Source organism: Cupriavidus sp. MP-37, assembly GCF_020618415.1.
Lineage (GTDB): Bacteria > Pseudomonadota > Gammaproteobacteria > Burkholderiales > Burkholderiaceae > Cupriavidus.
On the sequence record NZ_CP085345.1, the window covers coordinates 2,063,872 to 2,090,731 of the forward strand.

A 26,860-nucleotide genomic window follows, 5' to 3' on the forward strand; every position below is an offset into this window, starting at 1 on the left:
GGGCCGGCATTCCACACGGATGCTGCCGCCGGGGCCGCTCACGATGCGCTGGCAGATTGCCAGTCGCATCCCCACCCCGCCATCCCCGGTCGTATAGAACGCGTCGCACAGGCGTAGCACGGCGTCGCCGGCAAAGCCGCAGCTACGGTCGCTGACCGCCACGACGGCGTCGTGCGTGTCGGCGGCCAGGTGCAGGATCATTTGGCGTGTCTGCCGTGGTGTGTCCCCATGGTAATGAGCGCTTAATAGACCGTAAATGACAGCGATCCCATTTTTTCTGCCAGGCTGCCGGCCGTCCGGGTCACGTCACGACAATGTCATCCGGCATTGGTGCATTTCGGGAAACGGCGTTGCGCTCCGGACTCCCTTGTGACGCACCCACGCGCGCACTAGACTCGCGGCCACATTGCCCTGTCGCCACGACACCCGCCGGACTGACCGACCCGGGACGCCTGGCCTATGCCTGAGAGTCGTGCGATGCCACCGGATGTGACATACGGAAGCCGAGGATGACAGCACTATCGATACGCGAGGCCGTCGAGCGACAGGCATGTACCGGGGAGATTGCCGTCGTGCAGCAGCGCCCGCTGGCCGTCCTGTTATGGTCCGGGCACCGGCTTGCGCGGGATTGCCCTATTGGCATAGCATCGCTCGATGCCCGCGATTCCTCTCATGCTTCAACATCAGTCGCTCCCCACCTCAGAGAACATTGAAGACATGCCGCGCAACATCCTGTTCGTGGCGTATCCCGATGTCAGCCTGCTCGATCTCGCCGGACCGCAGACCGTGTTCTGGGCCGCGTCCAACTACGCGCGGGCGCGCGGGATGGCGGGTTACCGGTGCCACACCACCAGCTTCACCGGTGGAATGGTTGCAACGGTGGAGGGCACCGCAATGAGTTCGGTGTCCCTGGCGTCGTTCGACCTGCGGGTCGTCGACACGGTGATCGTACCGGGGTCACCCACGATTCTTGAGGTCGCGAAGAACGAGACGGCGCTGATCGACTGGCTGGCAACGGCGTCGGGCAGGATCCGGCGCATGGCCTCTGTGTGCAGCGGTGCATTCCTGCTGGCATTCGCGGGCTTGCTGGACGGCAAGCGCGCCACCACGCACTGGGCCATGCTGGACCGGTTCCGCGCATTGTTCCCCACTGTGGACCTCGATCCCGACGCGATCTTCGTGCAGCAGCAAAACCTCTGGACGTCGGCCGGCGTGACCACCGGCATCGACCTGGCCCTGGCGATGGTGGAAGCCGACTACGGACACGAGGTCGCGCTCAATTCCGCCAAGGAGCTGGCGGTCTACATGAAACGCCCCGGAGCCCAGCCGCAGTTGAGCGAGATCCTGATCTCCCAGAGCCGGCAGGTGCCGGTGTTTGAATCTCTGCATTTGTGGATCCTGCAGAACCTCTCCACGCAGGAGTTGTCCGTCGAACAGCTTGCCGACCGTGTCGGCATGAGTCCGCGTAATTTTGCGCGCATCTACAAGGAAAAGACGGGGCGCACGCCGGCCAAAGGCGTGGAGCATTTCAGGCTCGAAGCGGCGCGGCGGCAGTTGCAGGATCCGGGTCGGCCGCTCGACGTCATCGCGCGCGAGTGCGGCTTCGGCAGCGAAGAGCGGATGCGCGTGACGTTCCAGCGCCACTTTGGACTGTCTCCAAGTGAGTACCGGCTGAAGGTCAACCGCTAGGATCGCTCGCTCCGCTCCCGGATCCGATTGATGCGGAAAAGGAAACACCGTGGGTCCGGCACCGGTCTGGTGCCGGCCCGCGGCCACACGTAGCATGCAGGTACCGTGGTCAGGCTCCACTTGCCTGCATGGAGATGCGTCACCTCGTGCAGCGCTGCCTGCAGGCGACCGGCGACCGGCGACAAGCGCGCCATCGTGGCAGGTCCGGCGTCGCTCTGTTTCGGCAGCACGTCAGGAGGGCGCGCTTGTGCCGGACGGCGAGGCACGGCTTGGACACATCCACTACGGGAAGGGATTCGTCAGACAAGAAAAGGCGGAGACGATGATGGATAGCGAGCGGTTGCAGCCTCCGCCATTGACCTTGCTCGACAGATATCGGGGACAGGGATTCTTGGCGCTGTACACCACGACGGTCACGGTGTCCGGAGGCGAGGCCGCGCATGGCCGGGCGTCCGGCATGGCAAGGTCCGACGATGGCAATCTCATCCTCGACCTGCGACTGCCCGCGGCGATGGGCGGCCCCGGCAGCGGTACCAATCCCGAGCAGCTTTTCGCCGCGGGCTATGCCGCCTGCTTTCACGGGGCACTGAGTCTTCTTGCCCGACGCGCGCGGGTCGACACGACCCGGGCGACGGTGGCGGTCGAGGTGTCCTTCGGCCGCGATCCCGTTGATGGCGGCTACGCGCTGATTGCCGAGATTCGCGTCCGCATGCCGGGCGTAGAGCGGCGCCAGGCCGAGGAACTGGTACGCAACACCGAGCGTCTTTGTCCTTACGCCAAGATGGCTCGCGAGGGCATTCACAGCGTCGTGAGCGTGATCGACTGACTGCATGAAACCTCTAGGTCTTCCCAGCCGACATACCCGAATTGAAGGCTGCCTATTGGCGGGCAGAGTTTGCCCAGCGTTCCGCCTGGCCGGCAAGCTCCGCTGCGACAAAGTCCACCAGTACGCTTACGCGCGCCGGGATACGGCGGCCGAAGCCGTGCAGCACCTGCAGCGGTACCGCGAGTAGCGCCAGGGCGGGCACGACGCGCTGCAGCCGGCCGGCATCGAGATCAGCCTGCACGGAGAGCTGCAGCAGTTGCGCGATACCGAGGCCGTTGAGCGCCGCCGTGCGCATCGCGGCGCCATTGTCGGCATCGAACGATCCCTTTGTCTGCAGCCGCGTGCCGTCGGCAAGCGTGACCGGCATGACTTGTCCGGCCAGCCGATAACGCACATGGCGATGGTGCAGCAGGTCCGCCGCCGTGCGAGGCTCCCCGTAACTTTCCAGGTACGCAGGCGACGCCACGAGCACCAGAGGAAGGTTTGTCAGGTGCCGTGCATGCAGGCCGCTGTCAGTTGCGTGACCGGCGCGAAAGGCCACGTCGAACCCCTCGCGGATCAGATCGGCGTGCTGGTCGCTGAAGCTGACGTCCAGCGACAGACGCGGATGGCGCGGCATTAGTTTCGCCGCGATCGCGGCCAGCAAGGTAGTGCCCAGATCGCCCGGCATGCTGATGCGAAGATGACCTGCCACCGCCGTCTCCGATGGCGCGACCAACCCCTCGCTTGCTTCTTCCAGTCCCCGTACCAGCGGCGCGACGCGTCGGTAGAAGACGGCCCCTTCGTCGGTCAATGCGAAGGCGCGGGTAGATCGGTGAAAGAGCTTCACGCCTAACCTGGCTTCAAGTCGCGACACGCTCTTCGAAATGGCCGATGGCGTCGTGCCGAGGAGCCTGGCAGCACCGGTGAACGAACCCGCTTCCACCGCACGGACAAAGGCTGAAAGGCCATGGAGACGTTCTATCGACATAGAAGACAATGTGGCACAAGTCATGCGTCCATTGTAGGACTGCCCCGCTTGCGACGGATCCCTTAGATTTTCAACCTCATCCAACAGGAATGTCGAGGTACACGATGAGCAAGCTTGAAGGAAAGGTCGCGGTCATTACGGGTGGGAACAGCGGCATAGGATTGGCGATGGCAAGGCGGTTCGTCAACGAGGGGGCCCAGGTGCTCATCGTTGGCCGGCGTGGTGACGCCGTTGACGCGGCGGTAGCCGAACTGGGACCGCGGGCGCTTGGCCTGACCGGCGATATCGCCGATCTGTCCACGCATGATCGTGTGTCGGCAGAGGTCACCACGCGGTTTGGCGGGGCCGACATCTACGTGGCCAACGCGGGCATAAACCAGATCAGGCCGTCCGGCCAGGTTGACATCGACGAATACGACGCACAGTTCGCCACCAACACGCGAGGTGTGTTCTTCGGCGTGCAGAAGATCGTGCCGGTGTTGCGCGATGGCGGCTCCATCCTGCTTGTCAGTTCGATTGCCAGCGCCAAGGTACTCGATGGGCACGCCGTCTATGCAGGGACCAAAGCGGCGATCGAAGCGTTTGCGCAGAGCTGGGCGCTCGAGTTCAAGGCGCGTGGCATCCGGGTGAACGTCATCAGCCCGGGTCCCATCGATACGCCGATCCTGTCCAAGCTCGGCGTTGCCGCGGATGACAGGCCCGCTTTCGAGGCAGGCGTGGCAAGTGCCATTCCGCTTGGTCGCCTTGGGCGTGCCGACGAGATTGCCTCTGCGGCACTGATGCTGACCAGCGGCGAAGGCAGCTTCATCACCGGCGTGAACCTGCGCGTCGATGGCGGGATCGCGCTGACCTGACATGGCTGACGCCTACTGAACCGATTCGGACACCTCGTCCTGCTCTTCACCCAGGAAGCCGCCGCTCTGGTGCCGCCACAGGCGCGCATAGGTGCCGTTCTTCGCCAGCAATTCGGCGTGCGTGCCCTGCTCGATGATGCGCCCCCGGTCCATCACGATCAGGCGATCCATGGCGGCGATGGTGGAGAGACGGTGGGCGATCGCGATCACGGTCTTGCCCTCCATCATTTCGTCCAGGCTTCCCTGGATGGCGGCCTCGACTTCGGAATCGAGCGCACTGGTGGCTTCGTCCAGCAGCAGGATGGGCGCGTTCTTGAGCATCACGCGGGCAATCGCGATGCGCTGGCGCTGGCCACCCGAGAGCTTGACGCCGCGTTCGCCCACCAGGGTGTCGTAGCCGGTGTGGCCGTGCTGGTCGCTCAGCTGGCGGATGAAGTCATCGGCCTGGGCGTGCACGGCGGCGTGGCGGATCTCGGCATCGGTGGCGTTGGGGCGGCCGTAGGCGATGTTGTCGCGGATCGAGCGATGCAGCAGCGAGGTGTCCTGGGTGACCATGCCGATGGCGCCGCGCAGGCTGTCCTGCGTCACCTTGGCGATGTCCTGCCCGTCGATGCGGATGCGGCCGCTGTCGACGTCGTAGAAGCGCAGCAGCAGGTTGATCAGCGTGGACTTGCCCGCGCCGGAGCGGCCCACCAGCCCGATTTTCTCGCCGGGACGCACGGTCAGGCTGAGGCCGTCGAGCACCTGGCGTTCGCCGTTGTAGTTGAAGCAGACCTGGTCGAATTCCACTTCGCCGCGCTTGATCTGCAGCGCGGGAGCGCCGGGTGCATCCTGCACCTTGGCCACGTGCGTGAGGGTGGCAATGCCATCCTGCACGGTGCCGATGTTCTCGAACAACGAAGCCATCTGCCACATGATCCAGTGCGACATGCCGTTGATGCGCAGCGCCATGGCGGTCACCGCGGCGACCGCGCCGGTGCCGATCTCGGCCCCGTGCCACAGCCACAGCGCATAGCCGCCCGCCGCCAGGATCAACCCCACCACCAGGGCCTGGTTGACGATCTCGAACTGGCTGACGAGGCGCATCTGCCGGAACCCGGTCTCCTTGAAATCCTCCATTGCCGCGCGCGCGAAGTGCGCCTCGCGCCGGGTGTGGGAGAACAGCTTGACGGTGGTGATGTTGGTATAGGCGTCGGTGACGCGCCCGGTCATCGACGAGCGGGCATGGGCCTGCTCCTGCCCGACCTTGCCCAGGCGCGGCACGAAGTACAGCATGGCCAGGCCGAACAGCACGATCCAGCCGATAAAGGGCAGCATCAGCCGGAAGTCGAAGCCGCCCGCCAGCGCGATGATGGTGATGAAGTACACGCCGATGGCGAGCACGATCTCGATGAACGTGAACAGCACCTCGCGCACGGCCAGCGCGGTCTGCATGACCTTGGTGGTGACCCGTCCGGCGAACTCATCGGAGAAAAACGACAGGCTCTGCCTGAGCATGAGCCGATGGAAGTCCCAGCGCAGCCGCAGCGGCAGGTTGATCGCCAGCACCTGGTGCTGCACCATGGTGCGCAGCGCCACCAGGCCGATGCTGGTGACCAGCACGATGCCGATCCCCCACAGCACGCGTTGCTCCTGTGCCGAAGCTTCCCGGTTACCCTGCCACGCCGCCAGCAGATCCACCACTTGCCCGAGGAAGGAGAACAGCCACGCCTCGTAGACCGACACGCCGGCACTGAGCAGCGCCAGCGCGACGAAATAGCGGCGCGTGCCGCGGGTGCAGGCCCACAGGAAGGCCGCCAGCCCCTTGGGCGGCGGCGGTGCCTCGTCGGGCGGGAAGGGATCAAGCAGACGTTCGAACGCGCGCAGCAAGGGGACCTCCGAAACGACAGAAGGCCCGCGATTCAGCCGGCATGCGCACCGGGCGGCCTTCTTCGGTGTGAGGCGCAGATTCTACCCCCGTCGGCAAGGCGGTGCAGGGCCTGGCGCTGGCGTGCATTTAGCGACGAACTTGTCGAGCCGCCGCACCACGGCCGCGGCATCAGCAGTACAAGCCGACGCATGCCTGAACTATCAGGAGGTCACCTTCATCAACACGAGCCCGCTGACAATCAGCCCCGCCGCCAGCACCCTGGGCGCGCTGGCGGGTTCACCCAGCACGAACAACCCCACCAGGAACGCGCCCACGGCGCCGATGCCGGTCCAGATGGTGTAGGCCGTGCCGAGCGGCAGGCTTTTCATTGACAGGGAGAGCAGGGCGAAGCTGGCAATCATGGCCACGATGGTGATGGCCGAATAGCCGGGGCGTGAAAAGCCTTCGGACAGCTTCATGGAGTAGGCCCACAGGACCTCGAGTACTCCGGCGATGACGAGAAATATCCAGGCCATGACGGCTCCTTGATCAAGAGCCGGGCCGTCCCGGACATTCATACCCAACGCGGGCGAGGTCGTCCTCGAAAGCGGAGCATTATACCGGCTCGCGCGGGCAGCCGTGCGCCCTGGCGACGTGCAGCATGGTATCGTCGGCATGTCGTGGTCATGCCCTGGGACACCCACAAGTGGGGGGGGGGAATACTGAGAATGAGGCTGGTGCTGTGGTTCGTCGCGATAGCGTTGCTCTTGCCGCGGTTGGCGCTGGCCACCGGCTTCGGCAGCAAGGGCGGGCCGGAGCCCGCCAACCTCGAACAGATCGCGGCACGGCTGCGCGAGGACCCGTATGACCTGGAGCTGCTGATCAGCTTCGGCACCTCCAAAGGCGGATCGGCCGGCCATATTGCTCTCGCTTTGCGTGACGATGCGGCGGGGGACGAGGTGGTGTACTCGGCCAACTTCTACGCCGACCGCGACCCCGCGCACGCGAGCGGCCGCTACACCACCGATCTGATGATCGCCATTCCCAAGCAGGAATATCTGTTCAAGACCGCATCCACGGTTGCCGATACCGCATCGTTCGGGCTCGATTTCGGCGAGATCTACAAGCGCTCGGTCATCGGGGTGCGTGTCTATGGCGTGCCGGCGGCGGACAAGGCGGCGCTGGCCGCTTATTTCCGTCGCATCAACGACGACTATCACCAGCAACGCAGCAACACCGAATATCACCACGGGCCGGTCCGCTACGACTACCTGCGCCTGAACTGCGCCAAGACCATCGGCGCCGCTTTCAAGTATGGCGCCGGCTACCGCGACCTGGCGGTGACCGGCGCGACGCTGCTTTCAGGGCAGCGCATGGTCGCGGCAGCCACCGCCAATATCCCGACCGAGATGGCGATGAAGCTGATCCGGGAATGGGGCCAGCGCAACTACGGCATGGACGTGGTGCTGTACAAGAAGTACCGCGGCTCGACCTATGTCGATCCGCAAGAGCAAGAAAAAATCGCCTTCAAGGACCTGCCCGACCGCTTTCCCTCGGTGCTGTCGCTGGACTTCCGCCGCGAGGCCGGGGCGTACCAGGACTATGACAACCTGCTGGCGATGTACCTGCTGTTCCATCTCGGCAAGTACAGCGTGCGGGTCAACGAACAGACCTTGCTGCTGGAAATCGAAAAATCGAAGGACCCCATGCCCTATGCCGAGGCGCTGCGGGCCGCCGAGCGCGACGCCCGGGCCGACAGCGACAAGTTCCAGCGCCATATCGAATTCCGTCCGAGCGGCGAGGGGATCAGCGAGGCGCCGGACAATACGCACCTTTATCACTTTACCGGGGATGCGGCGGGGAAGGTGGCGCGCTAGGGTGCCGCCCGTTCAGCCAAGCGACAGCCCACCTTGCGCCAGCAGTCGCCGAAACACCGCCAGGCGCGCATCGCCCGTTTCCGCCAGCCGGTCGCACACGTGGAGGTATTCGGACATATCGCTGTGTCCACGCAGCGCGTCCTTGCACTCCCGCTCCGAGATTTCCAGATGGACCCCGCTCAGCAGCGCGCGGCCCTTGCCGACCTGTGCGCTGACGATGGCGGGCGGCGTGCCGGCGATGCCCGCATACACGGCCAGGATTTCGGTCCCGGCGCCGGGAGCCTCGGCGAAGTCGAAGCGGCAGCCGCCGTGGTAATGCGTGTAAAGCGACATCGGGACATCGGTCAGCTTGTCGGTGGTCCGCAGTTCCACCGCGGCCGTGGTGCGCGGCGTGCCGTCATAGAGCCTGCCGCCGGTCAGTTCAGGCAGCGAGCCGACCGCCACCGCGTCGACCAGGCACAGCTCGCGCGGGCCGCAGATGGCGCCGCGGGTGCCGGCATGGAATGCCAGTTCGCGACAGGCGTAGTACGCGCCCGCGCAGATACCGAGATAGATGCCGCCCTGCTCGACGAATTGCCGGATGCGCGTGTTCGGGGCGCCATTGAGCAAGGCGCAATAGGGCAGGTCGGCGCCGCCCGGCATGACGAACATCACCGCATCATCGAACAGCGTGGCGTCGTGCCGGATCTCGCTTGCCATCACCGCGCGGATTTCATAGGCCCCGGCAGGCAGCTGATGGCCGATGGTTCGCATCAGGCACGCGGTCCAGTCCGACGCGCCGGCGTCGACATAGGTAAGGATCTGGGGCTTGGGCATGGCCGCATCCGTGTCTTGTCGTCTCCGACTCTAGCCGTTTGGTATCGAAAGCGCCATGCCGTCATCGGCCTGAAAGCAAAGCGGAACCAACCTGCTATGCTGAAACAGCCGAGGCCGGCGCTGTCGGCGCTATCCCCGCATGCGGTCAATGCAATTTGCGCCGCGGCACTGGCTCCGATCCCGCATCTACCGGTAAAGGAAGGAGGCAGCCATGCGTATCTCGCCTGTTCTGTGCGGTTTTGTTGTGGCGGCGATGCTGGGGCTTGCCGGTTGCGCAACGCCGGATCGTGCCAAGCCTGCCACGACTTCGTCGTTATATGACCGGCTTGGCGGCATGCAGGCCATTACCGCGGTGGTCGACGACTTTGTCGGCAACGTGGCGACCGACACGCGCATCAATGCCAGGTTCGCCAATGCCAATATTCCGCGGCTGAAGACCAGGCTGGTCGAACAGATCTGCGCGGGTTCAGGCGGGCCCTGCACCTATTCGGGCCGCGATATGAGAACCGCCCATGCCGGCATGGCCATCAGCAATGACGAGTTCGATGCGCTGGTCGACGACCTGGTGAAATCGCTCAACAAGTTCAAGGTGCCGGCGCGCGAGCAGAAGGAGTTGCTGAGTATCCTGGGGCCGATGCGCAAGGATATTGTCTCGCGGTAACCCGGTGGCGCAAGGCGGCCAGCACCCTCGTTGTCACCTGCGCGTGGCCGCCCGCCATGCCCCCGGCGGCAGCCCGAAGCGCCGCGTGAAGCTGCGCGTGAACGTGGTCTGGTCCGGATAGCCTGACATCAGCGCGATCTCGGCCAGCGGCAGCCGGGAACTCGACAGCCACTGCAGCGCACGATCCAGCCGCAGGCGGGTCTGGTAGCGGTGCGGGGTATCGCCGAAAGCCTCGGCGAACAGGGTCTGGAAGCGGCGCACGCTCCAGCCGAAATGCGCGGCCAGTTCCGGCACGCGCAGCGGTGCGGCCAGGTTGGCGCGCAGGTAGGCGTCGACGGCCATCAGCGGAAAGACATCGCGCTCCGCGGGCATGCCGAGGCTGTCGGCCAGCGCCGCGGCCAGGGTTGCCGCAAGCTGCCAGTCTGCCTGCGGCGGGCGTGCCGCGAGCGCCGTGCGCCCCGCCGCCAGGGCCCGCACCCGGTCCCCAAAGGCGCCCTCCAGCGCGAACGCGCGCGGACGCGCCATCAGCCGCGCGGGCAGCGCCACCGATTGCGCGGGGAAGTCCGCGACCAGCTGCAGGTTCCCCTGGTAGCCCATGTAGTCGTGATGGCTGCCGGCCGGCACGATCAGGCCGGTGCGGTCGTCGACGCGGTAGAGATGGCCGTCGAGTTCCAGCTCGGAGGCGCCGGCCAGGCCGAACAGCAGCTGGTGGTAGCCGTGCTGGTGGCCCTCGGGCTGCGGCCGGTAGCGCCGGTGCTCGACCAGCGGCGCGGCGCGCGCTTCAGCGGGCTTCGGCATGCCGCATCCTGCCACGGGTCTGGCACAGCCAGACGCCGGCCCCGGCCACCGCCATGCCCAGTATCTGCACTGCATCGAGGCGCTCGCCGAACAGGACCCAGGCCTGCAGCGCGGCCAGCGGCGGCGCCAGGAACATCAGCGCCGCGGCATTGGCGGCCTGGCCGCGCCGCACCAGGCTGACCAGCAGCCAGGTGCCGGCGCCGGACAGGCCGATGGCAGCCCAGGCCAGGCCGGCCCACAGTTCCGGCCCGCCGTGCCAGTGCAGCGGCGCGTCGGCTGCCTGGATCGCCACCATCGCGGCGGCGACCAGCATGGCGCCCAGGTTCTGCCACGCCGAGCTGGCGCGCAGGTCACAGGCAGCGATGGCAGTCTTCTGCAACAGGGTTCCCATGGTGATGGAGACAATGGCCAGCACGCCCAGCAGCACAATCCACGGCGATACCGGGCGGGCCGCGCCGTGCAGGCCGGCCTGCATCGCCGGGGCGACCACCAGCGCGACACCGAGTGCACCCAGCGCCAGCCCTTGCCAGGTCCGCCTGCAAGGTAGCTCTTTCAGCAGGGGGATGGCAAGCAGCGCGGTCAGCAGCGGCTGCAGCGCGCCCAGCAGGGCCATGATCGCCGGCGGCAGGCCCCGGGCGACGGCACCGTAGCCGGCGCACAGATAGATGCCCTGCATCAGCGCGCCGGCCAGCAGGTGGCGCGGCGCCTCGCGCAGCGGCGGCCATGCCGCGCGCGCGGCCAGCGACCAGGCCACGAACATCAGTCCGGCCACGGCAAAGCGGCCCAGCAGGAACAGGCTGGTGTCGGCCAGCGGCACGATGGCCTTGCCGACGATAAAGCCGGTGGACCAGATCAGGACAAAAGCCACGGCGGGCAGCCAGGCGAACGTGGACAGGGGGCGCGACATGCGGGCAGGCGGCGGCGGGAAGGACAGCACAAAGCGCAAGGCTAGCGCGGCGCGCCGCCGCTGTCTTGGCAAATCCGGCAATCGCCCGCTGAAAGCATTGGTAACACTCGCGTGGCGTCGCCGCGTCAACCGGCCGGGGCCTGCCACGTAACATGGGGATGGGGATCGAACCGGACGAGGTGAACCACATGGATCCAGCGCAGCATCCGAAACCACCCGGCCGCGGGCGCCTGGCCGCCCGGCGCGCCGCCGCGGCGCTGGCGCTGGCCGCGTGCCTGGCGGGCTGTGCCCAGCTGCCCGGCGTGGCGGGCAACGGCGACGGCCGTGGCGCCACAGCCGCTGCCGACCTGCGCTGGCTCAATACCGTCACCTACGGCGCCGACCAGGCTTCGCTGGACGCGCTGCGCCGGCTGGGCCGCAAGCGCTTTCTCGCGCAGCAACTGGCGATGCCGCTGGCCGACCCGCCCGAGCTGGCGGCCGCCATCGCCGCCTTGCCCAACCTGCGCGACGGCGCCGCGGCGCAGGTCCAGGCCGCGCGCGAGGCGCGCCAGCGCATCGATGCCCTGCCTGACGACGCCAGCAAGCAGCAGGCCCGCCAGGCGCTCAACCTGCAGGGCCGCGAGATCGTCGCCGATGTGGCGCGGCGCCACCTGCTGCGCGCGCTGTATTCGCCGGCGCAGCTGCGCGAGCAGATGACGTGGTTCTGGATGAACCATTTCAACGTCTATGCGGGCAAGGGCCAGGTCGGGCTGCTGCTGGCCGATTACGAAGAACACGCCATCCGGCCCCACGCGCTGGGCCGTTTCCGCGACCTGCTGATGGCCACCGTGACCGCGCCGGCGATGCTGGTCTATCTCGACAATGCCCAGAGCAGCGTCAACCGCGTCAATGAGAACTACGCGCGCGAGCTGATGGAGCTGCATGCGCTGGGCGTCTCCGGCGGGCCCAGCGGCTCGCGCTATACGCAGCAGGACGTGCAGGAACTGGCGCGCGTGCTGACCGGCGTGGGCGTGAACCTGCGCGGCACGCCGCCGCCCAAGCTGCCCCCGGCGCGCGCCGGCCTGTACCGCAGTGATGGCCTGTTCGAGTTCAATCCCGCGCGCCACGACTTCGGCGCCAAGATGCTGCTGGGCCAGCGCATCGAGCCGTCCGGCTTCGACGAAGTGGTGCGCGCGGTGTCGATCCTGGCGCGCGAGCCGGCCACGGCGCGCTTTGTGAGCGCCAGGCTGGCCGCTTATTTCATCGCCGACCACCCGCCGCCCGCGCTGGTCGAGCGCATGGCACAGACCTTTACGCGCAGCGATGGCGATATCGCCGCGGTGCTGCGCACCATGCTGCTGGCGCCCGAGCTGGACCGGCAAGCGGACCCGTCCCCGCGCAAGTTCAAGGACCCGATGGTCTATGTGGTGTCGTCGCTGCGGCTGGCGTATGAAGGGCGCCCGCTGGCCAACCTGCGCCCGGTGATGAACTGGCTGAACCAGCTGGGCGAGCCGCTGTACGGCCACGTGGCGCCCGACGGCTACCCGTCGGCCGAAAGCGCGTGGGCCAGTTCGGGGCAGATGGTGAGGCGCTTCGAGATCGCGCGCGCGATCGGCGCGGGGCCGGCGGGGTTGTTCGCCGGCGATGGCACCGCGCCGCGCGGCGCGCGCTTCCCGACCATCGGCAACAAGCTGTACTACGAGGCCATCGAAGCCACCCTCGGCCCCGCCACGCGCACCGCGCTGTCACAGGCGCAATCGCAGGCCGAATGGAACACCCTGCTGCTGGCCTCGCCCGAATGGATGCAGCGCTGAAGGCAAAGGAGATCACGCCATGCAACGCCGACACTGGTTCAGGACGATGGGCGGCGCCGCGCTGGGGCTGGCGCTGCCCGCCATCGCCGCGCGCGTCTATGCGCTCCCGGCGCAGGCCGACGCGCGTTTCCTGCTGGTATTCCTGCGCGGCGGCTATGACGCCGCCAGCGTGCTGGTCCCGGCCGGCAGCGATTTCTACTACGCGGCGCGGCCCAATATCGCCATCCGCCGTCCGCCCGCGCCGGGTGCCGACGCGGACCCCAGTGCCGCGGTGGCGCTGGCATCCGCCTTTGGCGCCGACAGCGCGGCGCGCGGCATCGGCGACTGGGCCCTGCATCCGGCCCTGGCGCCGACCCTGCTGCCGCTGTGGCAGCAGGGCCAGCTGGCCTTCGTGCCGTTCGCCGGCACGCACGACCTGTCGCGCAGCCACTTCGAGACCCAGGACGGCATCGAGGCCGGCCTCCCTGGCCATGACGATGGCCGCCGGGCCGTGGCCGCGCTGCGCGGCAGCGGCTTCCTCAACCGGCTGGCCCAGGCCATGGGCGGCGAGGCCGCGCCGGTGGCGTTTACCGACGGGCTGCCGCTGGTGCTGTCAGGCGCGCGCGACGTGCCCAATGTCTCGCTGAAGGGCGCCGGCCGCGCCCCCTTCGATGCGCGCCAGGCCGGGCTACTGGCGCAGATGTATCGCGGCACGCGCTTCGAGTCACTGATCGACGAGGGCTTCGAACTGCGCGAGACCGTCGCGCGCCAGGCGCAGGCGGAAGCGACCAAGGGCGGCATGGCGGGCGCCGGCCCGGCCACGATGGCGTCGCGCCAGCAGGAGATGCAGGCCGCCAGCCGCCGCGCGCTCAGCGCCCGCGGCTTTGAGATCGAGGCCCGGCGCATGGCGGGGCTGATGCGCGAGCGCTTCAACCTGGGCTTTATCGATGTGGGCGGCTGGGACACCCACGTCAACCAGGGCGCAGCGCAGGGCCAGCTGGCCGGGCTGCTCGACAACCTGGGCCGCGGCCTGTCGGCCTTTGCCGCGGAGATGGGCCCCGCATGGAGCAAGACCACCGTGGTAGTGGTGTCCGAGTTCGGCCGCACCTTCCGCGAGAACGGCACGCGCGGCACCGACCATGGCCACGGCACGGTCTACTGGGTGCTGGGCGGCGCCGTGCGCGGCGGCCGCATCGCCGGCGAGCAGATTGCAGTGGAACCGGCCACGCTCAACCAGAATCGCGACTGGCCGGTGCGCAACGAGTACCGGGCGCTGCTGGGCGGGCTGTTCCGCAGGTTGTACGGGCTGGATGCGGAGCGGCTGGCGCAGGTGTTTCCGGGGGTGGCGGGGCGGGATATCGGCCTGGTGTGAGGCGCGTCCCGGCAGACGGAACGCCTGGTTCAGCGACTATCGTTGGCCGGCCGGGGTAATGATGGTGGGTGCGAGCGGCGTGATCGGTGCGGCGGGCGCTGGCGTTGGCGCCGGAGTCGGAGTCGGAGCTGGCGTTGGAGCTGGAACTGGAGCCGGCGGAGTCGCTGGCGTGGGGGAGGCCGGAGGCAGGATGGCTGGCGGGGCCGGTTCATTCGCCGGGGCCGGCGCAACCGGCGCGCTGCCCGCGTTGAGGTCCGGCGGCGGCACCGCTATCACCGTTTCTCCCCGGTCCAGCGCCAGGCTGGACTCATCGTGGTCACCGTCCGCCGCCACGGCCGAGGCCGCGCCCGCCGGCGGCGGCAGTTCGGCTTCCTGTGCCGGCAACGCCGGGCGGCGCGGCGCCGGGCGCGGGGTCGGGGTCTCGCTGGCCTTGTCGCGCGTGAACAGCTGGCTGAACCAGCCGCGCAACTGCGTGCCAAGCGACGCGAACATGTGGGTCTCCTCATGCTCGGCAAAGCGCGCGCGGCCGTCGATGATGCGGGCGCGCAAGGCGCGCTGGTAGAAGTCGCCCACCATCGGCAGTGCGCTGTGCGCGCCCTGGCCCCAGTAGTCGCTGCGCAGGGTGATGCGGCTGTCGTTGAACCCGACCCAGGCGCCCGCCACCAGCTCCGGATGCATTAGGATGAACCAGCCGTCGGCATTGTCCTGGGTGGTGCCGGTCTTGCCGGCGACGTCGGCGCGGATGCCGAAACGCGAGCGGATGCCCGCGCCGGTGCCGCGGTCGATCACGTCGCGCATCACATCGAGCAGGGTTTGCGTGGCGGCGGCGGGCAGTGCGTGCTCGGCGCGCGCGGGGCGGAACACCTGCAGCACATTGCCCTGGCGGTCTTCGATGCGCGTCACCATGGTCGGCGCGATGTAGTCGCCGGCATTGGCGATGGTGCCATAGGCGGCCACCATTTCCTTGAGCGTGACCGGGCTGGTGCCCAGCGCCAGCGACGGCACCACGTCGAGCTGGCTGTCGCGCACGCCCATGTTGCGCGCCAGCCGCGCCACGCGCGCGGGCCCCACTTCCTGCATCAGCTGCGCGGTGATGGTGTTGCGCGAATAGACCAGGCCGTCGCGCAGCGTCATGGCGCGGCCGGTGGGGCGGCCTTCGTCGCTCGGCCGCCAGATCTCGCCGCCGGCCAGCTCGATGGCCACCGGCTGGTCCACCAGCGTATCGTCGGGCGTCTTGCCTTCTTCAAAGGCCGCGCCGTAGACGAAGGGCTTGAAGGTCGAGCCTGGCTGGCGCCGCGCCTGCTGCACGTGGTCGAACGCGTCCTGGGTGTAATCGCGGCTGCCGACCCAGGCGCGGATCTCGCCGTTGCGCGGGTCGAGGGCGAGGAAGCCGGCCTGGATGCGGGTCTTGTTCTGGTGCAGCGCGCGCAGGAAGGTGCTGTCGGCCATCAGCTGGCGCAGCTTCTCGTCCGGCGCGGTGCCGGCGGCTACGGCGGCGCGGTACTCCGGGGTCTCGCGCACGAAGGCCTGCACCAGCGGCTTGTTGGCGGCCCAGCCCGCGCGCGGCGCCCAGGCGGCGTTGGCGACTGCCTGCAGCCGGTTGCCCTGCTGCACCACGGCCTGCGTGGCCATCGCCTGCAGGCGCGCGTCGATGGTGGTGTGGACCACCAGGCCATCGGCGTAGATATCGTAGCCGTTGCGGTCGGCCCAGCCGATCAGCCACTTGCGCAGCTGCTGCGCAAAGTGCGGCGCGGGGCCGGGCGGCTCGGTCTGCCGTTCGAAGTCGATGCGCAGCGGGCGCTTTTTCAGCTGCTCGTAGCGCGCCGCGTCGAGCTTGCCGCGCTTGACCATCTGCCCCAGCACGGTGTTGCGCCGGTCCAGCGCGCGCTCGGGATTGAGCACCGGGTTGTAGTAGCTGTTGCCCTTGAGCATGCCGATCAGCGTGGCGCTCTGCAGCACGTCGAGCGAGCGGGCGGGGCGGTCGAAGTAGGTGCGCGCCGCCATCTCGATGCCGAAGGCGTTGTACAGGAACGGCACCGTGTTGAGATAGGTCTCGAGGATCTCGTCCTTGGTGTAGAGCGCCTCGATCTTCAGCGCGGTGATCGCTTCCTTGAGCTTGCGCGTCAGCGTGGGCGCGCGCCCGATCTCGTCGGGATAGAGGTTGCGCGCCAGCTGCTGGGTGATGGTCGATCCGCCCTGGCGGTCGCCGGAAAAGGTATGCAGCGCGGCCGAGGCAATGCGGCGCCAGTCCAGGCCGTGGTGCTGATAGAAGCGGTGGTCCTCGGTGGAGATCAGCGCCGCCACCACGTTGGGCGAGATCTGCTTGAGCGGCACCCAGTCGCGGTTGGCCCACTTGAACACCGCCAGTTCCTTGCCGTCGGCGGACAGCACCTGCGCCGGCTGCTCGGACTTGGCCTTGCGGATATCGCTGATGCCCGGCGTGAACGGGATCAGCACCAGCACATAGAGCAGCAGCGCCGCCGGAATCGCGGCCAGGCCGGCCAGCAGGCCGCGCCGGGTGGGGCGCAGCGTGCCGGGGCGAGTCAAGCCGGCGCGCGCGGCGCGCGCCGCCAGTCGTGACAGGCCTCGACGGAGGGGAGCAGGCAGTGAAGCCGGGAACGAGGCAAGCAGCGGGGCAAGCCGGGTCTTGATCTCAGCCAGCTTCATGAGGCGAAGCGGTCGAGGCACAGGCGCGGGGCGGCACGGAACACTGGCATTACCGTCGTCGGAAAAGCCTGCATCCTACCAAAACGTTCTCACCCGTTACAGGGAAAACCCCCATTCGGGGGCGATGCGCCACTTTCTGCTGCGAAGCATGGGTCACAAAGGTTTCATATTGCGCCGCAACAATGCCGGGGCCGCCACTCGTGCGGACGAAGCGCCGTTGCCGGGTTGCCCGGCTGGGCCGGATCGCCATGGCTGTCCATGACGATCGGGGCCCTGGGTCCGGTGCGGTGTCGTGCCTCAAACAGAACACAGAGAAACTACAGTGAAGAAAGCTCTCCTTGCAATGACGGCAGCAGCGGCCGCGTCGGCCGCATCCGGGGTGGCGTCGGCCCAATCCACGTCCAACGTGACGCTCTACGGCATCGTCGATGCCGGCGTCGAAGTCATCAGCAACGTGCCGGGCAGCGGCGGCGCCGAAGGCACGGCCGTGCGCCTGAACTCGGGCAACCTGTCCGGTTCGCGCTGGGGCCTGCGTGGCACCGAAGACCTGGGCGGCGGCCTGAAGGGCATCTTCGTGCTGGAAAGCGGCTTCGACGTCGACACCGGCACCTCGGGCCAGGGCAACCGCCTGTTCGGCCGCCAGGCCTACGTCGGCCTCCAGGGCGGCTGGGGCGCGGTCACGCTGGGCCGCCAGCAGAACGCGCTGTACGACCTGTTCGGCGCCTTCGACCCGATGGGCGTGGGCCCGCGCTACTCGCTCAACAGCGTCGATTCGGCCTTCAACGGCCGCGCCGACAACGCCGTCAAGTACACCGGCAAGTTCGGCGGCCTGACCGCCACCGGCTTCTACAGCTTCGGCCGCGACAACAACGAAATCCCCGGCGAGACCAAGGTCGGCCGCAACTTCGGCGGCGGCCTGTCGTATGCGGCGGGCGGCTTCTCGGTCGGCGCGGCTTATGACCAGTTCCAGGGCGGCACGGTAGCGCTGCAAGACCGCGCCGCCAAGCGCGCGGCCGTGGGCGCGGCCTACGCCTTCGGCGGCGCCAAGGTGTTCGCGGGCTACCGCTGGCTGCGCGACGAGGGCGTGTCCAGCGCCACCGCGGCCGCGACCCGCAGCAACGTCTACTGGGCCGGCGCGCAGTACCGCTTCACGCCGGCGTTCCAGCTGACCGGCGCGGCGTACTACAACGACACCCGCAACAGCGACGCGGATCCGTGGATGTTCGTGCTGTCGGCGGACTACTCGCTGTCCAAGCGCACCGACGTGTACCTGAACCTGGGCTACTCGAAGAACAAGTCGGGCTCGGCGCTGGGCCTGAACGGCGTGGGCACCGTGGTCGCGGGCGAGAACCAGACCGGCGCCACCATCGGCCTGCGTCACCGCTTCTGAGTATTGCCATCTGATGCCCGCGCGGCAGGCGCCCATGCCTGCACGGGCGGGTGCTTAACTCTCATATCGACACCTGCGGCTGTCTTGCGGGGTTCGTTGGGCCGGTTGCCTTGATCGGCCCTTTTTTCCTTTCGCCGGGTGCTTCGCTGATCGGTCCGCGCCATGGCTCCGCGGCCTGCCCGCGGTCCCTACCGATACCCCGCCGCTCCAATAAACTGCCCGAACCGCTCGCACCAGATCACCACCGCCGCATACCGGGACGGATCCACCCCGGGCGGCAAGTCCACGGTGAAATTGCCGAAGGTCTTCAGTTCAGCCACCTGCAGCGACTGGTCCTTGATCCGCAGGAAGGCCTCCTTGTTATCGACGAACGCCGGCGCCAGGTAGATCCGGTAATCCGGTCCCGGCGCCACGCTGCCTTCGAAGGCGAGCGCGCTGGGCGAGACATGGAGCCGGCCGCTGGCCCAGTGCAGCGCGTCGCTGCCGGCCAGGTCCTTGCGGAAGGTGCCGGCATAGCGCGCCTGCTGCGATACCGCCTGCAGCTGCCCGGCGCTGGCCCCAGGCTGCGCCGTCAGGATCGGCAGCACATAGATGCCGGCGGCAAAGCCGATCGCCAGCATGGCGAGGTGGGTGACGACGAGGATGGCGGGCCTGGCAGGCATGTCTGGCTCCAGAAGGGCACGATGATGCCGGTATGTCGGCGCCGGCGCCGGAACCTGACAGCGCCGTGGCAGGTTGACGGCCTTGGCACATTCGCAACGGTTTCACCAATCCAACACATGGAAGTGGTTATGATCTGGTAGTTGCCCTGTCGAGAAGCTGCCTATGACCCTCCACGTCACGATCCGCACCATCCGTACCGGCACCATGCAATCCGCGCGCTACCAGGCGCGCGTCTACCTGACCACCGATGCCGAGGCCTTGCCGCTGCTGGCTACGGATTGGAGCGAGCGCGAGGCCGAAGCCTTCCGTACCGCACAGTTCTGGGCGCAGCGCCACGCTTATGTGGTGTCTAATCCACGCGCAGGAACGTTCTACGGCGTATCGGGCCGGCGCTGAAGCCGGCCAGCGCATTCTTCCGCGTCCCTATCTGACCGGCGTCCCGGACGCTGCTGGCGGCCGAGCGGGCCTTGCCGCGCCCGGCGCGGCGCCGGCCGGGCCCATGGCATCCAGCGCCTTGGCCGCGGCCAGATGCTGCGGAATCATCAGCCCCTGGCGCGCCGTGGCCACCGCGATCTGTCCGCCCTGGGCGCTGCCGCGTGCGACCAGGTCGCGCCCGCTGCGGTAGACCAGCCGCGTCAGGTCGGCCACTTCGGCGTCGGACAAGTCCGGGCCGGTCACCAGCACGGCCGCGGTGGCGATCGTGCGCACCGGTGCGCTCAGGCCGGGATAGGTGCCCGGCGCAATCGATGCGCGGAAATAGCCCGCCTTGCCTCCAACCAGCGCGCTGATCGCTTTTTCGTCCAGCGGCAGCAGCCGCAGCGGCATTTCCGCCAGGGCGTCGCGGATGCTGTCGGCGGGCACGCCGATCACCTGGATCACGGCGTCGACCTGGTTCTGGCGCAGCGCCACCAGGCCGGTGCCCAGCCCCACTTCCTCGGCCTTGAAGTCCTTGTCCGCCAGGCCATGCGCGGCCAGCACGCGCAGCGCCGTGCCGCGCGAAGCCGAACCGCGCTCGCCCACCGCGATGCGCTTGCCGCGCAGGTCCGACACCGAGCGCGCCGGATCGGCGTCGCGCACCAGCACGTGCACGGGTTCCGGATAGAGGCTGCCGATGGCGCGCAGCGAGGCCTGCGGGCCGTCCCCGGCAAAGGCGTGCTTGCCCTCGTAGGCGTCGAGCGCGGCGTCGCCCTGCGCCAGCGCCACCGAGACCTTGCCCGCGCGCAGCAGGCGCAGGTTCTCTTCGCCGCCGTGCGTGACCAGCGGGATGGCGCGCACGCGCGTACCGGCCACCAGCGCCTGCGCAAAGCGCAGGTACTGGCCGTGCTCGGCGCCGGCGGCAATGGCATAGCCTTCGTTGACCCGCGCCAGCCGCGCGCGGATATTGGCGTGCGCGGTGGTCAGCTCCTGCTCGATCACCGCGCGCTGCGCCGGCGAGGCATCCTTCTGCACCGAGTCGATCACCTTGCGCATCGCGTCGAGGATCGCTGCCGGACCGGTCTGGGCATTGGTGGCGACGGACGGGGCCTCGGCGGGGCGGTAGCCGGCCGGCAGCACGCCGACCCAGCGCTCGCCGTCGCGCCGGTACAGCGCGGTGCCGTGGGCGCGGATGATGTCGCCGGCCTTGTTGCCGCCGCTGGTGATGCCGGTGATGCCGCGCGGGCCCGCGCCCAGCGCCGACACCAGCCCGGCCACGCCCGGCGAATCCCAGGCGCCGAAGTCATAGTCGCGCAGCAGCTTGAGCTGCGCATCGAAATAGACGATGCGGCGCGTCTCGCCCGCCGGGGCCTTGGTATCGGCCTGCGAGCCGCGGCGCTCCAGCTCCACCACCTGCACCGTGCCCGGCGGCAGCGCCAGCGCCAGCCGCTCTTCGACGCCGGCGCGGATGCCGTCGGCGGCCGGGCCGCCGCCGCATCCCGCCAGCCAGGCGCTGGCCAGCACGGCGAACAGCAGGGTCAGCAGGGCGCGGCGCCGCATCTTAGCCCCCATCTCAGCCCCCGATCAGCGGCAGCGCCAGCATCATGGTCAGCACGAACGCGTTCATCAGGTCGACGAAGAACGCGCCGGCCAGCGGCGTGATCAGGTAGCTGGTGGGCGCCGGCCCGTAGCGCGCGGTGATGGCGCGCATATTGGCCATGGCGGTGGCGGTCGAGCCCATGTTGAAGCCGATGAACGCGGCCGAGCTGACCGCGGCCTCGTAGTCGCGCCCCATGAAGCGGAAGCACACCAGCACCACATAGAGGATGATGAACACCACCTGCATGGCGATGATCAGCAGGAACGGACCTGCGGACAGCGCCACGTCGGCCAGGTCCAGCGCCATCATCGTCATCACCAGGAACAGCGACAGGCAGACATTGGTGATCAGGTCGGTGGCGCGGTCGTCGAAACGCATGCCGGCAAAGGGCAGCAGGTTGCGGATGGCGATGCCGAGCATCATGCACCAGAGGAAGCCCGGGATGGTGATGGCGCCGGTCGGCATCTGCGCCGCGATCCAGCGTCCGCCGATCACCGCGGCCAGGATGCCGGCCAGCGACGCCAGCGCGCCCACGGTGGTGATGGGCGAGACCGCCGCCGCTTCCTCCTCGGTGTCGCCGGCCTCGCGCGCGGTCGAGCGCAGCCGGTAGCGCGAGATCAGGTACTGCGCCACCGGTCCGCCGATGATGCCGCCGACGATCAGGCCGACGGTGGCCACCGTCATCGACAAATCCATCACCGCCTGCAGGTTGTTGACCTCGGCAAAGCGCTCGGCGTAGGCGGCACCGGTGCCATGCCCGCCCACCAGCGTGATGGAACCGCTCACCAGGCCGAAGATCGGATGCAGGTCCAGCACCCGCGCCATGGCCACGCCCACCACGTTCTGCACCACGATATAAGGCAGCAGGATAACCAGGAAGACCACCAGCGCCTTGCCGCCGCGCTTGAGCATGCGCAGGTCGGCGCAGAGGCCGACGCCACCGAAAAACATCAGCAGCAATACCGGCTTCATGCCGGGATCGATCACCACGCGGACGTTGACCACCGCCACCGCAATCGACGCGATGATCGCGAACAGCAGGCCGCCAGTGACGGGATCGGGAATGTTGTAGCGCGACAGCACGCCGACGCTGCGGTTGACCAGCGTACCGATCAGCAGCACCACGACGGCGGTCAGCAATGAGGCCAGCAGGTCAAGGTTCATTGGGGGCGTCCTGACGCGTAGCATGCATCACTACGGGTTGTAGTCGGACACCGGGGAGAAGGCAAGGAAAGGATGGGGCCGCCGCGCCAGGGCAGGGCAGGGTGTACTCCCTCTCCCCTCATGGGGAGAGGGCCGGGGTGAGGGGTGGTCTAGCTGGCGTCCACATCAAGCGGCGCCAATGGTTTTTCAGGACATAGCTGTCGTGGAAGCGCCGGCCCTCACCCCCGCCCCTCTCCCGCGTGCGGGAGAGTGGAGCAAACCAGCGGGAGACGTAGCCTCAACGCGCCCGCAGCGCGTCCACAATATTCATCCGCGCCGCCCGCACCGCCGGCAGGAATCCCCCCACCAGCCCCATCGCCATCGAGAACGCCAGCGTCTGCAGCGCGATGGCCGGGGTCAGGATAAAGCGGAACGACAGGTCGGCGAAGGTCTGGAAGTTGGTGGTCGAGAACGAGGCGAACTGCATCAGCGCCGCGCACGCCAGGCCCGCGGCGCCGCCGACCAGGCCCAGCAGCGCGGCTTCGGCCAGGAACGCGGCGAGCACGCTGGCACGCTGGAAGCCCAGCGCGCGCAAGGTGCCGATCTCGGCCACGCGGTTGGCCACCGAGGCGTACATGGTGATCATGGCGCCGATCATGGCTGCGATCGAGAAGATGGTCGACAGCGTAAAGCCCAGGATATTGATAAAGCCGGACAGGGCCTTGGACTGGTCGCTGTAGAACGCCTGCTCGCGCTTGGCCTCGTCGGCCAGGCGCGGATCGACGTCGAGATCGGCGCGAAAGCGCTCGAACAGCGCGGCATCGGCCAGCCTGACCACCATCGACGAATACGCGTTGCGCCGGAACGATTGCATCAGCTGGTCGACGTCGCCCCAGATCTCGGAGTCGAAGCCGCTGCCGCCGGCGTCGAAGTGGCCGACCACGGTCCAGTCGCGCTGCGCAAAGCGCAGGTGCCCGCCGATCTGCACGCCGGCAAAGCCGCCGGCGATGCTGCTGCCGACGATGATCTCGGACGAGCCCGGCCGGAACATGCGCCCGGCCACCAGCCGCACCTGCGGGCGCAGGTCCATGCCCGCCGGCGAGATGCCGCGGATCACCACGTTGGAGGGCTGGCCGGTGCTGGCCTTGGTCAGCGAGATCAGCACCACGGCCTCGCGCGACGCCAGCGGCAGGCCGGCGCCGCTCATGGCCACGGCCGGGTGCATCTCGATGATGCTCGCCTGGTCGCGGTTGACCGCGCTCTGGATCTCGGTCTCGGCGCCCTTGCGGATCACCACCACGTTGTCGTGCTCGCCGGTGGTGACCAGGGTCTTCTTCAGGCCGGCGTCGAGCATCAGCATGGTGGCGAAGACGAACACCACCAGCGCCAGCCCGGCCGCGGTCAGCGCGGTGGTCAGGCGCCGGGCCCACAGGTTGCGCGCGATATACGTCAGCGGGATGGCCACGGCAGTCTCCCTCGCGCTAGCCGATGGCCCGCAGGCCCTCGACGATGCGCACGCGCGCCGCCTGCACCGCCGGCACGATGCCGGCGCAGACCCCCACCGCCAGCGCGCACGCCGCCTGCAACTGCATGGTCTGCGGCGATACCGTGAATACCGGGAACACGCCGCCCACCGCCTGCTTGAAGGCGGTGGCCACGGGCGGCGTGGCCAGCATGCCGAGCGCGCCGCCGGCCACGCACAGCGCCAGCGATTCGCCGAACACCAGCAGCGCCAGGAAGCCGGGGCCGAAGCCCAGCGCCTTGAGCGTGGCGTATTCCACGGTGCGCTCGCGCGCGCTCATCGCCATGGCGTTGGCCATCACCGCCATGATGATCACGATCACCACATACGACACCACGCGGATCGCCGCGATGATCTGGTTGGACATGGCGACAAAGCCCAGCTGGAAGGCCTGCTCGGTCTCGGTCAGCGTTTCGGCCAGCGAATTGCGGAACACGCCGTCGACCTGGCGCGAGATCGCCGCGGTGTTGTCAGGGTTGGCGACCCCCAAGATATAGACGCCGACCTGGTCGGCCTGGCGCGGGGTGCGCTTGCGCACGGTCTCGTTCAGGTATTCCCAGTGGAACACCATCTGGCGCGTGATGGTGCTCTCGTCGCGCCCGTCCATGATGCCGCGCACCACGAATTCCCAGGTGCCGGGGTAGATGGTGCCCTTGATGGGGATCACGTCGCCCACCTTGAAGCCGAACTGGTCGGCCAGCTGGCGCCCGACCAGCGCGCCCTTGCGGTCGCGCTGGTAGTCGGCGCGCTGCGCGTCCGGGACGATGAATTCAGGGTAGAGGTCGAGGTAGTTGTCGGAGACCGCGAACTGCGCGAAGAAGTTCTTGGGATCGCGATAGACCCCGCCGAACCAGTTGGAGCGCGCCACCTGCGTCACGCCGTCGACGCCCTTGATGCGGCTTTCGTAGCTGAGCGGCAGCGGAAACACCAGCGAGATGGCATTGCGCGTGACCAGTCGCGCGCTGGACGCGGCCGAGGCGCCGGCATACCAGGCATCGATCACGGTCTGCAGCAGCCCGAACGCCAGCACCGCGATCACCAGCCCGAATACCGTCAGCGTGGTGCGCAGCTTGTGCCGCAGCGCATTGCGGGCGATCAGCTTGAGCGCGTACATGGGGAATGGAACCTACGCCGGCTCGCCACGGATCAGCTCTCCCTTCTCCAGGTGCACCAGCGCGCCGGCCGCGGCGGCGGCGTGCGCGTCGTGCGTGACCATGATGATGGTCTTGCCGGCATCGGCGTTGAGCCGCTGCATCATCGCCAGGATTTCGGCCGCGGAGGTGCGGTCGAGATCGCCGGTGGGCTCGTCGGCGACGATCAGCGCGGGGTCGGTGATCAGCGCGCGCGCGATCGCCACGCGCTGCTGCTGCCCGCCCGACAGCTCCGACGGATAGTGGCTCATGCGGTCGGCCAGGTTGACCATGTCCAGCACCAGTTCCACGCGCGCACGCCGCTCCGCGCGCGGCAGGCGGGTCAGCATCAGCGGCAGCTCTACATTCTCGAACGCGGTCAGCACCGGCATCAGGTTGTAGAACTGGAAGATAAAGCCGACATTGGCGGCGCGCCAGTCGGCCAATGCCGCTTCGGGCAGCTGCGTGATGTCCAGCCCGGCGACGCGCAGCGTGCCGCGGTCGGGCCGGTCGATGCCGGCAATCAGGTTCAGCAGCGTGCTTTTACCCGAGCCGGACGGCCCCATCAGCGCGACAAAATCGCCTTCGCCGATTTCCAGCGAGATATCGGTCAGCACCGGCACGGTCTGCACGCCGCGCCGGTACGACTTGGCGACGTGCTCGATCTGCACCAGCGGCGCGGCGCTCATGCGGCCCTCCTCATGGCTTGGCGGTGCTGACGCGGCGGCCGTCGCCGATCTGGTCGCCCGGCGACAGCACCACCACGTCGCCGGGCTTGACGCCCTGCACGGCGACCAGTTCGCCCAGCTTGTCGCCGGTCTTGACCGTCATCTCGTGCGCCTTGCCGTCCCTGACCACGTAGACCACCTGGCGGCCATCACGCGTGGCGATTGCCGCCGGCTGCACCGCGACCACCGGCTGGCGGTCCTGCGCGGTGGCGGCGCGCGACAGGAAGGCAATCTTGGCGCTCATGTCCGGCAGCACGCGCGCGTCGCGGTCGACAAAGCGCACCTTGACCAGCACGGTGGCCTTGGAACGGTCCACCGTCGGCACGATGCGCGAGACCTGCCCGGCGAGGCGCAGGCCGGGCAGGGCGTCGAGCAGCAGCTCGCAGGGCTGGTCGACGCGGATCCGGGCGATATTGGCTTCGGCGACATCGGCTTCGACTTCCAGCGTCTCCATGTCGGCGATGGTGACGATCGCCCCCTTGGTGTCCGCGGCAGCCGAGAAGGGCGTGATGTTGTCGCCCACGTTGGCATGCTTGACCAGCACCACGCCGTCGAACGGCGCGCGCACCACGGTCTGCTCGACCGCAACCTCGGCCGCGCGCGCATTGGCCTGCGCCGACACCACCGACGCGCGCGAGCTGTTCACCGATGCCCGCGCCTTGTCGAAGCGCGCCACGTCGGCGTCGTACTGGGTGCGCGAGATCGCGTTCGGCACGATCAGCACCCTGGAGCGGCGCAGGTTCACTTCGGCATCCTTCAGCTCGGCCTGCTGCAGCGCCAGGTTGGCCTGCGCCACCTGGACCTGCGCCTGCGCCTGCGCGAACGAGGCGGCAACGTCCTTGCTTTCCAGCCGCGCGATCACCTCGTCCTTCTTCACGCGCGAGCCTTCGAGCACGCCCAGCCATTCCAGCCGGCCCTGCGCCTTCGACGCGACCGCCGCCTTGCGCTGCGGCACGACATAGCCGGTGGCGTTCAGCAGCGTGAAGTTCTGCGTGGGGTAGGCCGAGGTGACGGTGGCGGTCTGCACCGGCCGCGGGCCGGCCAGTCGCATGGCAATGCCGGCCAGCGCCAGCAGCACCACCGCGATGGCCGCAATGCGCAGCCATTTGCGCCGCGGGCGAATACGCACGCCGGCCGCGGCGGCTTGCCGGTCGATCTTGAGCCTGGACAGGTCGTGGTCAGCCACTACGCGCTTCCTCTCGCTGGAATGGG

23 protein-coding genes and 1 pseudogene are annotated in these 26,860 nt (G+C 68.4%); 9 read left to right on the forward strand and 15 right to left on the reverse strand.

Annotated elements, in window-relative coordinates; genetic code table 11:
• Positions 1-24: 24 nt before the first annotated feature.
• A pseudogene (locus tag LIN44_RS27590) lies at positions 25-201 on the reverse strand (hypothetical protein); the annotation flags it as partial.
• Between the two features lie 516 nt (positions 202-717).
• On the opposite strand from LIN44_RS27590, the gene LIN44_RS25675 reads away from it, so the two are divergent.
• On the forward strand, positions 718-1,689 hold the full coding sequence (locus LIN44_RS25675; RefSeq protein ID WP_227315057.1) for a GlxA family transcriptional regulator: 972 nt from the start codon (positions 718-720) through the stop codon (positions 1,687-1,689).
• A 325-nt stretch (positions 1,690-2,014) separates the two neighbouring features.
• The gene (locus LIN44_RS25680; RefSeq protein ID WP_227316427.1) at positions 2,015-2,515 is read left to right on the forward strand and encodes an Ohr family peroxiredoxin; all 501 of its coding nucleotides are present in this window, start codon (positions 2,015-2,017) and stop codon (positions 2,513-2,515) included.
• A 52-nt stretch (positions 2,516-2,567) separates the two neighbouring features.
• Here LIN44_RS25680 and LIN44_RS25685 read toward each other — a convergent pair whose 3' ends face one another.
• A complete protein-coding gene (locus LIN44_RS25685) occupies positions 2,568-3,569 on the reverse strand; it encodes a LysR substrate-binding domain-containing protein (protein WP_370641700.1) in 1,002 nt (333 codons plus the stop codon).
• 20 nt (positions 3,570-3,589) lie between these two features.
• On the opposite strand from LIN44_RS25685, the gene LIN44_RS25690 reads away from it, so the two are divergent.
• Positions 3,590-4,339, forward strand: coding sequence for an SDR family NAD(P)-dependent oxidoreductase (locus LIN44_RS25690; RefSeq protein ID WP_227315058.1), 750 nt, complete (start codon positions 3,590-3,592; stop codon positions 4,337-4,339).
• A gap of 12 nt (positions 4,340-4,351) precedes the next feature.
• Here the strand turns inward: LIN44_RS25690 and LIN44_RS25695 are convergent, their stop codons facing one another.
• A complete protein-coding gene (locus tag LIN44_RS25695; protein ID WP_227315059.1) occupies positions 4,352-6,208 on the reverse strand; it encodes an ABC transporter ATP-binding protein in 1,857 nt (618 codons plus the stop codon).
• A gap of 201 nt (positions 6,209-6,409) precedes the next feature.
• Positions 6,410-6,724, reverse strand: coding sequence for a multidrug efflux SMR transporter (locus LIN44_RS25700; protein WP_227315060.1), 315 nt, complete (start codon positions 6,722-6,724; stop codon positions 6,410-6,412).
• A 192-nt stretch (positions 6,725-6,916) separates the two neighbouring features.
• Here LIN44_RS25700 and LIN44_RS25705 point away from each other — a divergent pair, with 192 nt between their 5' ends.
• Positions 6,917-8,065: a hypothetical protein gene (locus LIN44_RS25705; RefSeq protein WP_227315061.1), complete on the forward strand. Its 1,149-nt coding sequence runs from the start codon at positions 6,917-6,919 to the stop codon at positions 8,063-8,065.
• Between the two features lie 12 nt (positions 8,066-8,077).
• Here the strand turns inward: LIN44_RS25705 and LIN44_RS25710 are convergent, their stop codons facing one another.
• Positions 8,078-8,881 (reverse strand): BPL-N domain-containing protein, encoded by an 804-nt coding sequence (locus LIN44_RS25710; protein WP_227315062.1) that lies wholly within the window; start codon positions 8,879-8,881, stop codon positions 8,078-8,080.
• A 211-nt stretch (positions 8,882-9,092) separates the two neighbouring features.
• On the opposite strand from LIN44_RS25710, the gene LIN44_RS25715 reads away from it, so the two are divergent.
• Positions 9,093-9,542, forward strand: coding sequence for a group 1 truncated hemoglobin (locus LIN44_RS25715; RefSeq protein ID WP_227315063.1), 450 nt, complete (start codon positions 9,093-9,095; stop codon positions 9,540-9,542).
• Positions 9,543-9,575: 33 nt separating this feature from the next.
• Here LIN44_RS25715 and LIN44_RS25720 read toward each other — a convergent pair whose 3' ends face one another.
• Both LIN44_RS25720 and LIN44_RS25725 read right to left on the reverse strand, forming a co-directional pair.
• Positions 9,576-10,340 carry an AraC family transcriptional regulator gene (locus LIN44_RS25720; protein ID WP_227315064.1) on the reverse strand — a complete coding sequence of 255 codons (765 nt, stop codon included), beginning with the start codon at positions 10,338-10,340 and terminating at the stop codon, positions 9,576-9,578.
• A complete protein-coding gene (locus LIN44_RS25725) occupies positions 10,324-11,247 on the reverse strand; it encodes a DMT family transporter (protein ID WP_227315065.1) in 924 nt (307 codons plus the stop codon). Before LIN44_RS25725 ends, LIN44_RS25720 begins: the two co-directional genes overlap by 17 nt.
• Positions 11,248-11,435: 188 nt before the next feature.
• On the opposite strand from LIN44_RS25725, the gene LIN44_RS25730 reads away from it, so the two are divergent.
• Together LIN44_RS25730 and LIN44_RS25735 are read left to right on the forward strand one after the other, a co-directional pair.
• Positions 11,436-13,040: a DUF1800 domain-containing protein gene (locus LIN44_RS25730; protein ID WP_227315066.1), complete on the forward strand. Its 1,605-nt coding sequence runs from the start codon at positions 11,436-11,438 to the stop codon at positions 13,038-13,040.
• Positions 13,041-13,059: 19 nt separating this feature from the next.
• Entirely contained in the window at positions 13,060-14,391 is a 1,332-nt protein-coding gene (locus LIN44_RS25735; RefSeq protein ID WP_227315067.1) for a DUF1501 domain-containing protein, read from the forward strand.
• A gap of 36 nt (positions 14,392-14,427) precedes the next feature.
• Here LIN44_RS25735 and LIN44_RS25740 read toward each other — a convergent pair whose 3' ends face one another.
• On the reverse strand, positions 14,428-17,058 hold the full coding sequence (locus LIN44_RS25740) for a penicillin-binding protein 1A (protein WP_227315068.1): 2,631 nt from the start codon (positions 17,056-17,058) through the stop codon (positions 14,428-14,430).
• A 322-nt stretch (positions 17,059-17,380) separates the two neighbouring features.
• Between LIN44_RS25740 and LIN44_RS25745 the strand changes: the two genes are divergently transcribed.
• Complete coding sequence (locus LIN44_RS25745; RefSeq protein WP_227315069.1) at positions 17,381-18,448, forward strand: porin; 1,068 nt, start codon at positions 17,381-17,383, stop codon at positions 18,446-18,448.
• A gap of 188 nt (positions 18,449-18,636) precedes the next feature.
• On the opposite strand, the gene LIN44_RS25750 is transcribed toward LIN44_RS25745, so the two are convergent.
• Entirely contained in the window at positions 18,637-19,110 is a 474-nt protein-coding gene (locus LIN44_RS25750) for a DM13 domain-containing protein (RefSeq protein ID WP_227315070.1), read from the reverse strand.
• Positions 19,111-19,273: 163 nt separating this feature from the next.
• Here LIN44_RS25750 and LIN44_RS25755 point away from each other — a divergent pair, with 163 nt between their 5' ends.
• A complete protein-coding gene (locus tag LIN44_RS25755) occupies positions 19,274-19,507 on the forward strand; it encodes a hypothetical protein (RefSeq protein WP_062803537.1) in 234 nt (77 codons plus the stop codon).
• Between the two features lie 27 nt (positions 19,508-19,534).
• Here LIN44_RS25755 and LIN44_RS25760 read toward each other — a convergent pair whose 3' ends face one another.
• The 6 genes from LIN44_RS25760 to LIN44_RS25785 form a co-directional block, all read right to left on the reverse strand.
• Positions 19,535-21,085 (reverse strand): TAXI family TRAP transporter solute-binding subunit, encoded by a 1,551-nt coding sequence (locus LIN44_RS25760; protein ID WP_227315071.1) that lies wholly within the window; start codon positions 21,083-21,085, stop codon positions 19,535-19,537.
• Positions 21,086-21,098: 13 nt separating this feature from the next.
• On the reverse strand, positions 21,099-22,289 hold the full coding sequence (gene gltS / locus LIN44_RS25765) for a sodium/glutamate symporter (protein WP_227315072.1): 1,191 nt from the start codon (positions 22,287-22,289) through the stop codon (positions 21,099-21,101).
• A gap of 277 nt (positions 22,290-22,566) precedes the next feature.
• Positions 22,567-23,733: an ABC transporter permease gene (locus tag LIN44_RS25770; RefSeq protein WP_227315073.1), complete on the reverse strand. Its 1,167-nt coding sequence runs from the start codon at positions 23,731-23,733 to the stop codon at positions 22,567-22,569.
• A gap of 16 nt (positions 23,734-23,749) precedes the next feature.
• The gene (locus LIN44_RS25775; protein WP_227315074.1) at positions 23,750-24,904 is read right to left on the reverse strand and encodes an ABC transporter permease; all 1,155 of its coding nucleotides are present in this window, start codon (positions 24,902-24,904) and stop codon (positions 23,750-23,752) included.
• Between the two features lie 12 nt (positions 24,905-24,916).
• Entirely contained in the window at positions 24,917-25,609 is a 693-nt protein-coding gene (locus LIN44_RS25780) for an ABC transporter ATP-binding protein (RefSeq protein WP_227315075.1), read from the reverse strand.
• Positions 25,610-25,619: 10 nt separating this feature from the next.
• Positions 25,620-26,834: an efflux RND transporter periplasmic adaptor subunit gene (locus tag LIN44_RS25785; RefSeq protein ID WP_227315076.1), complete on the reverse strand. Its 1,215-nt coding sequence runs from the start codon at positions 26,832-26,834 to the stop codon at positions 25,620-25,622.
• Positions 26,835-26,860 lie beyond the last annotated feature (26 nt).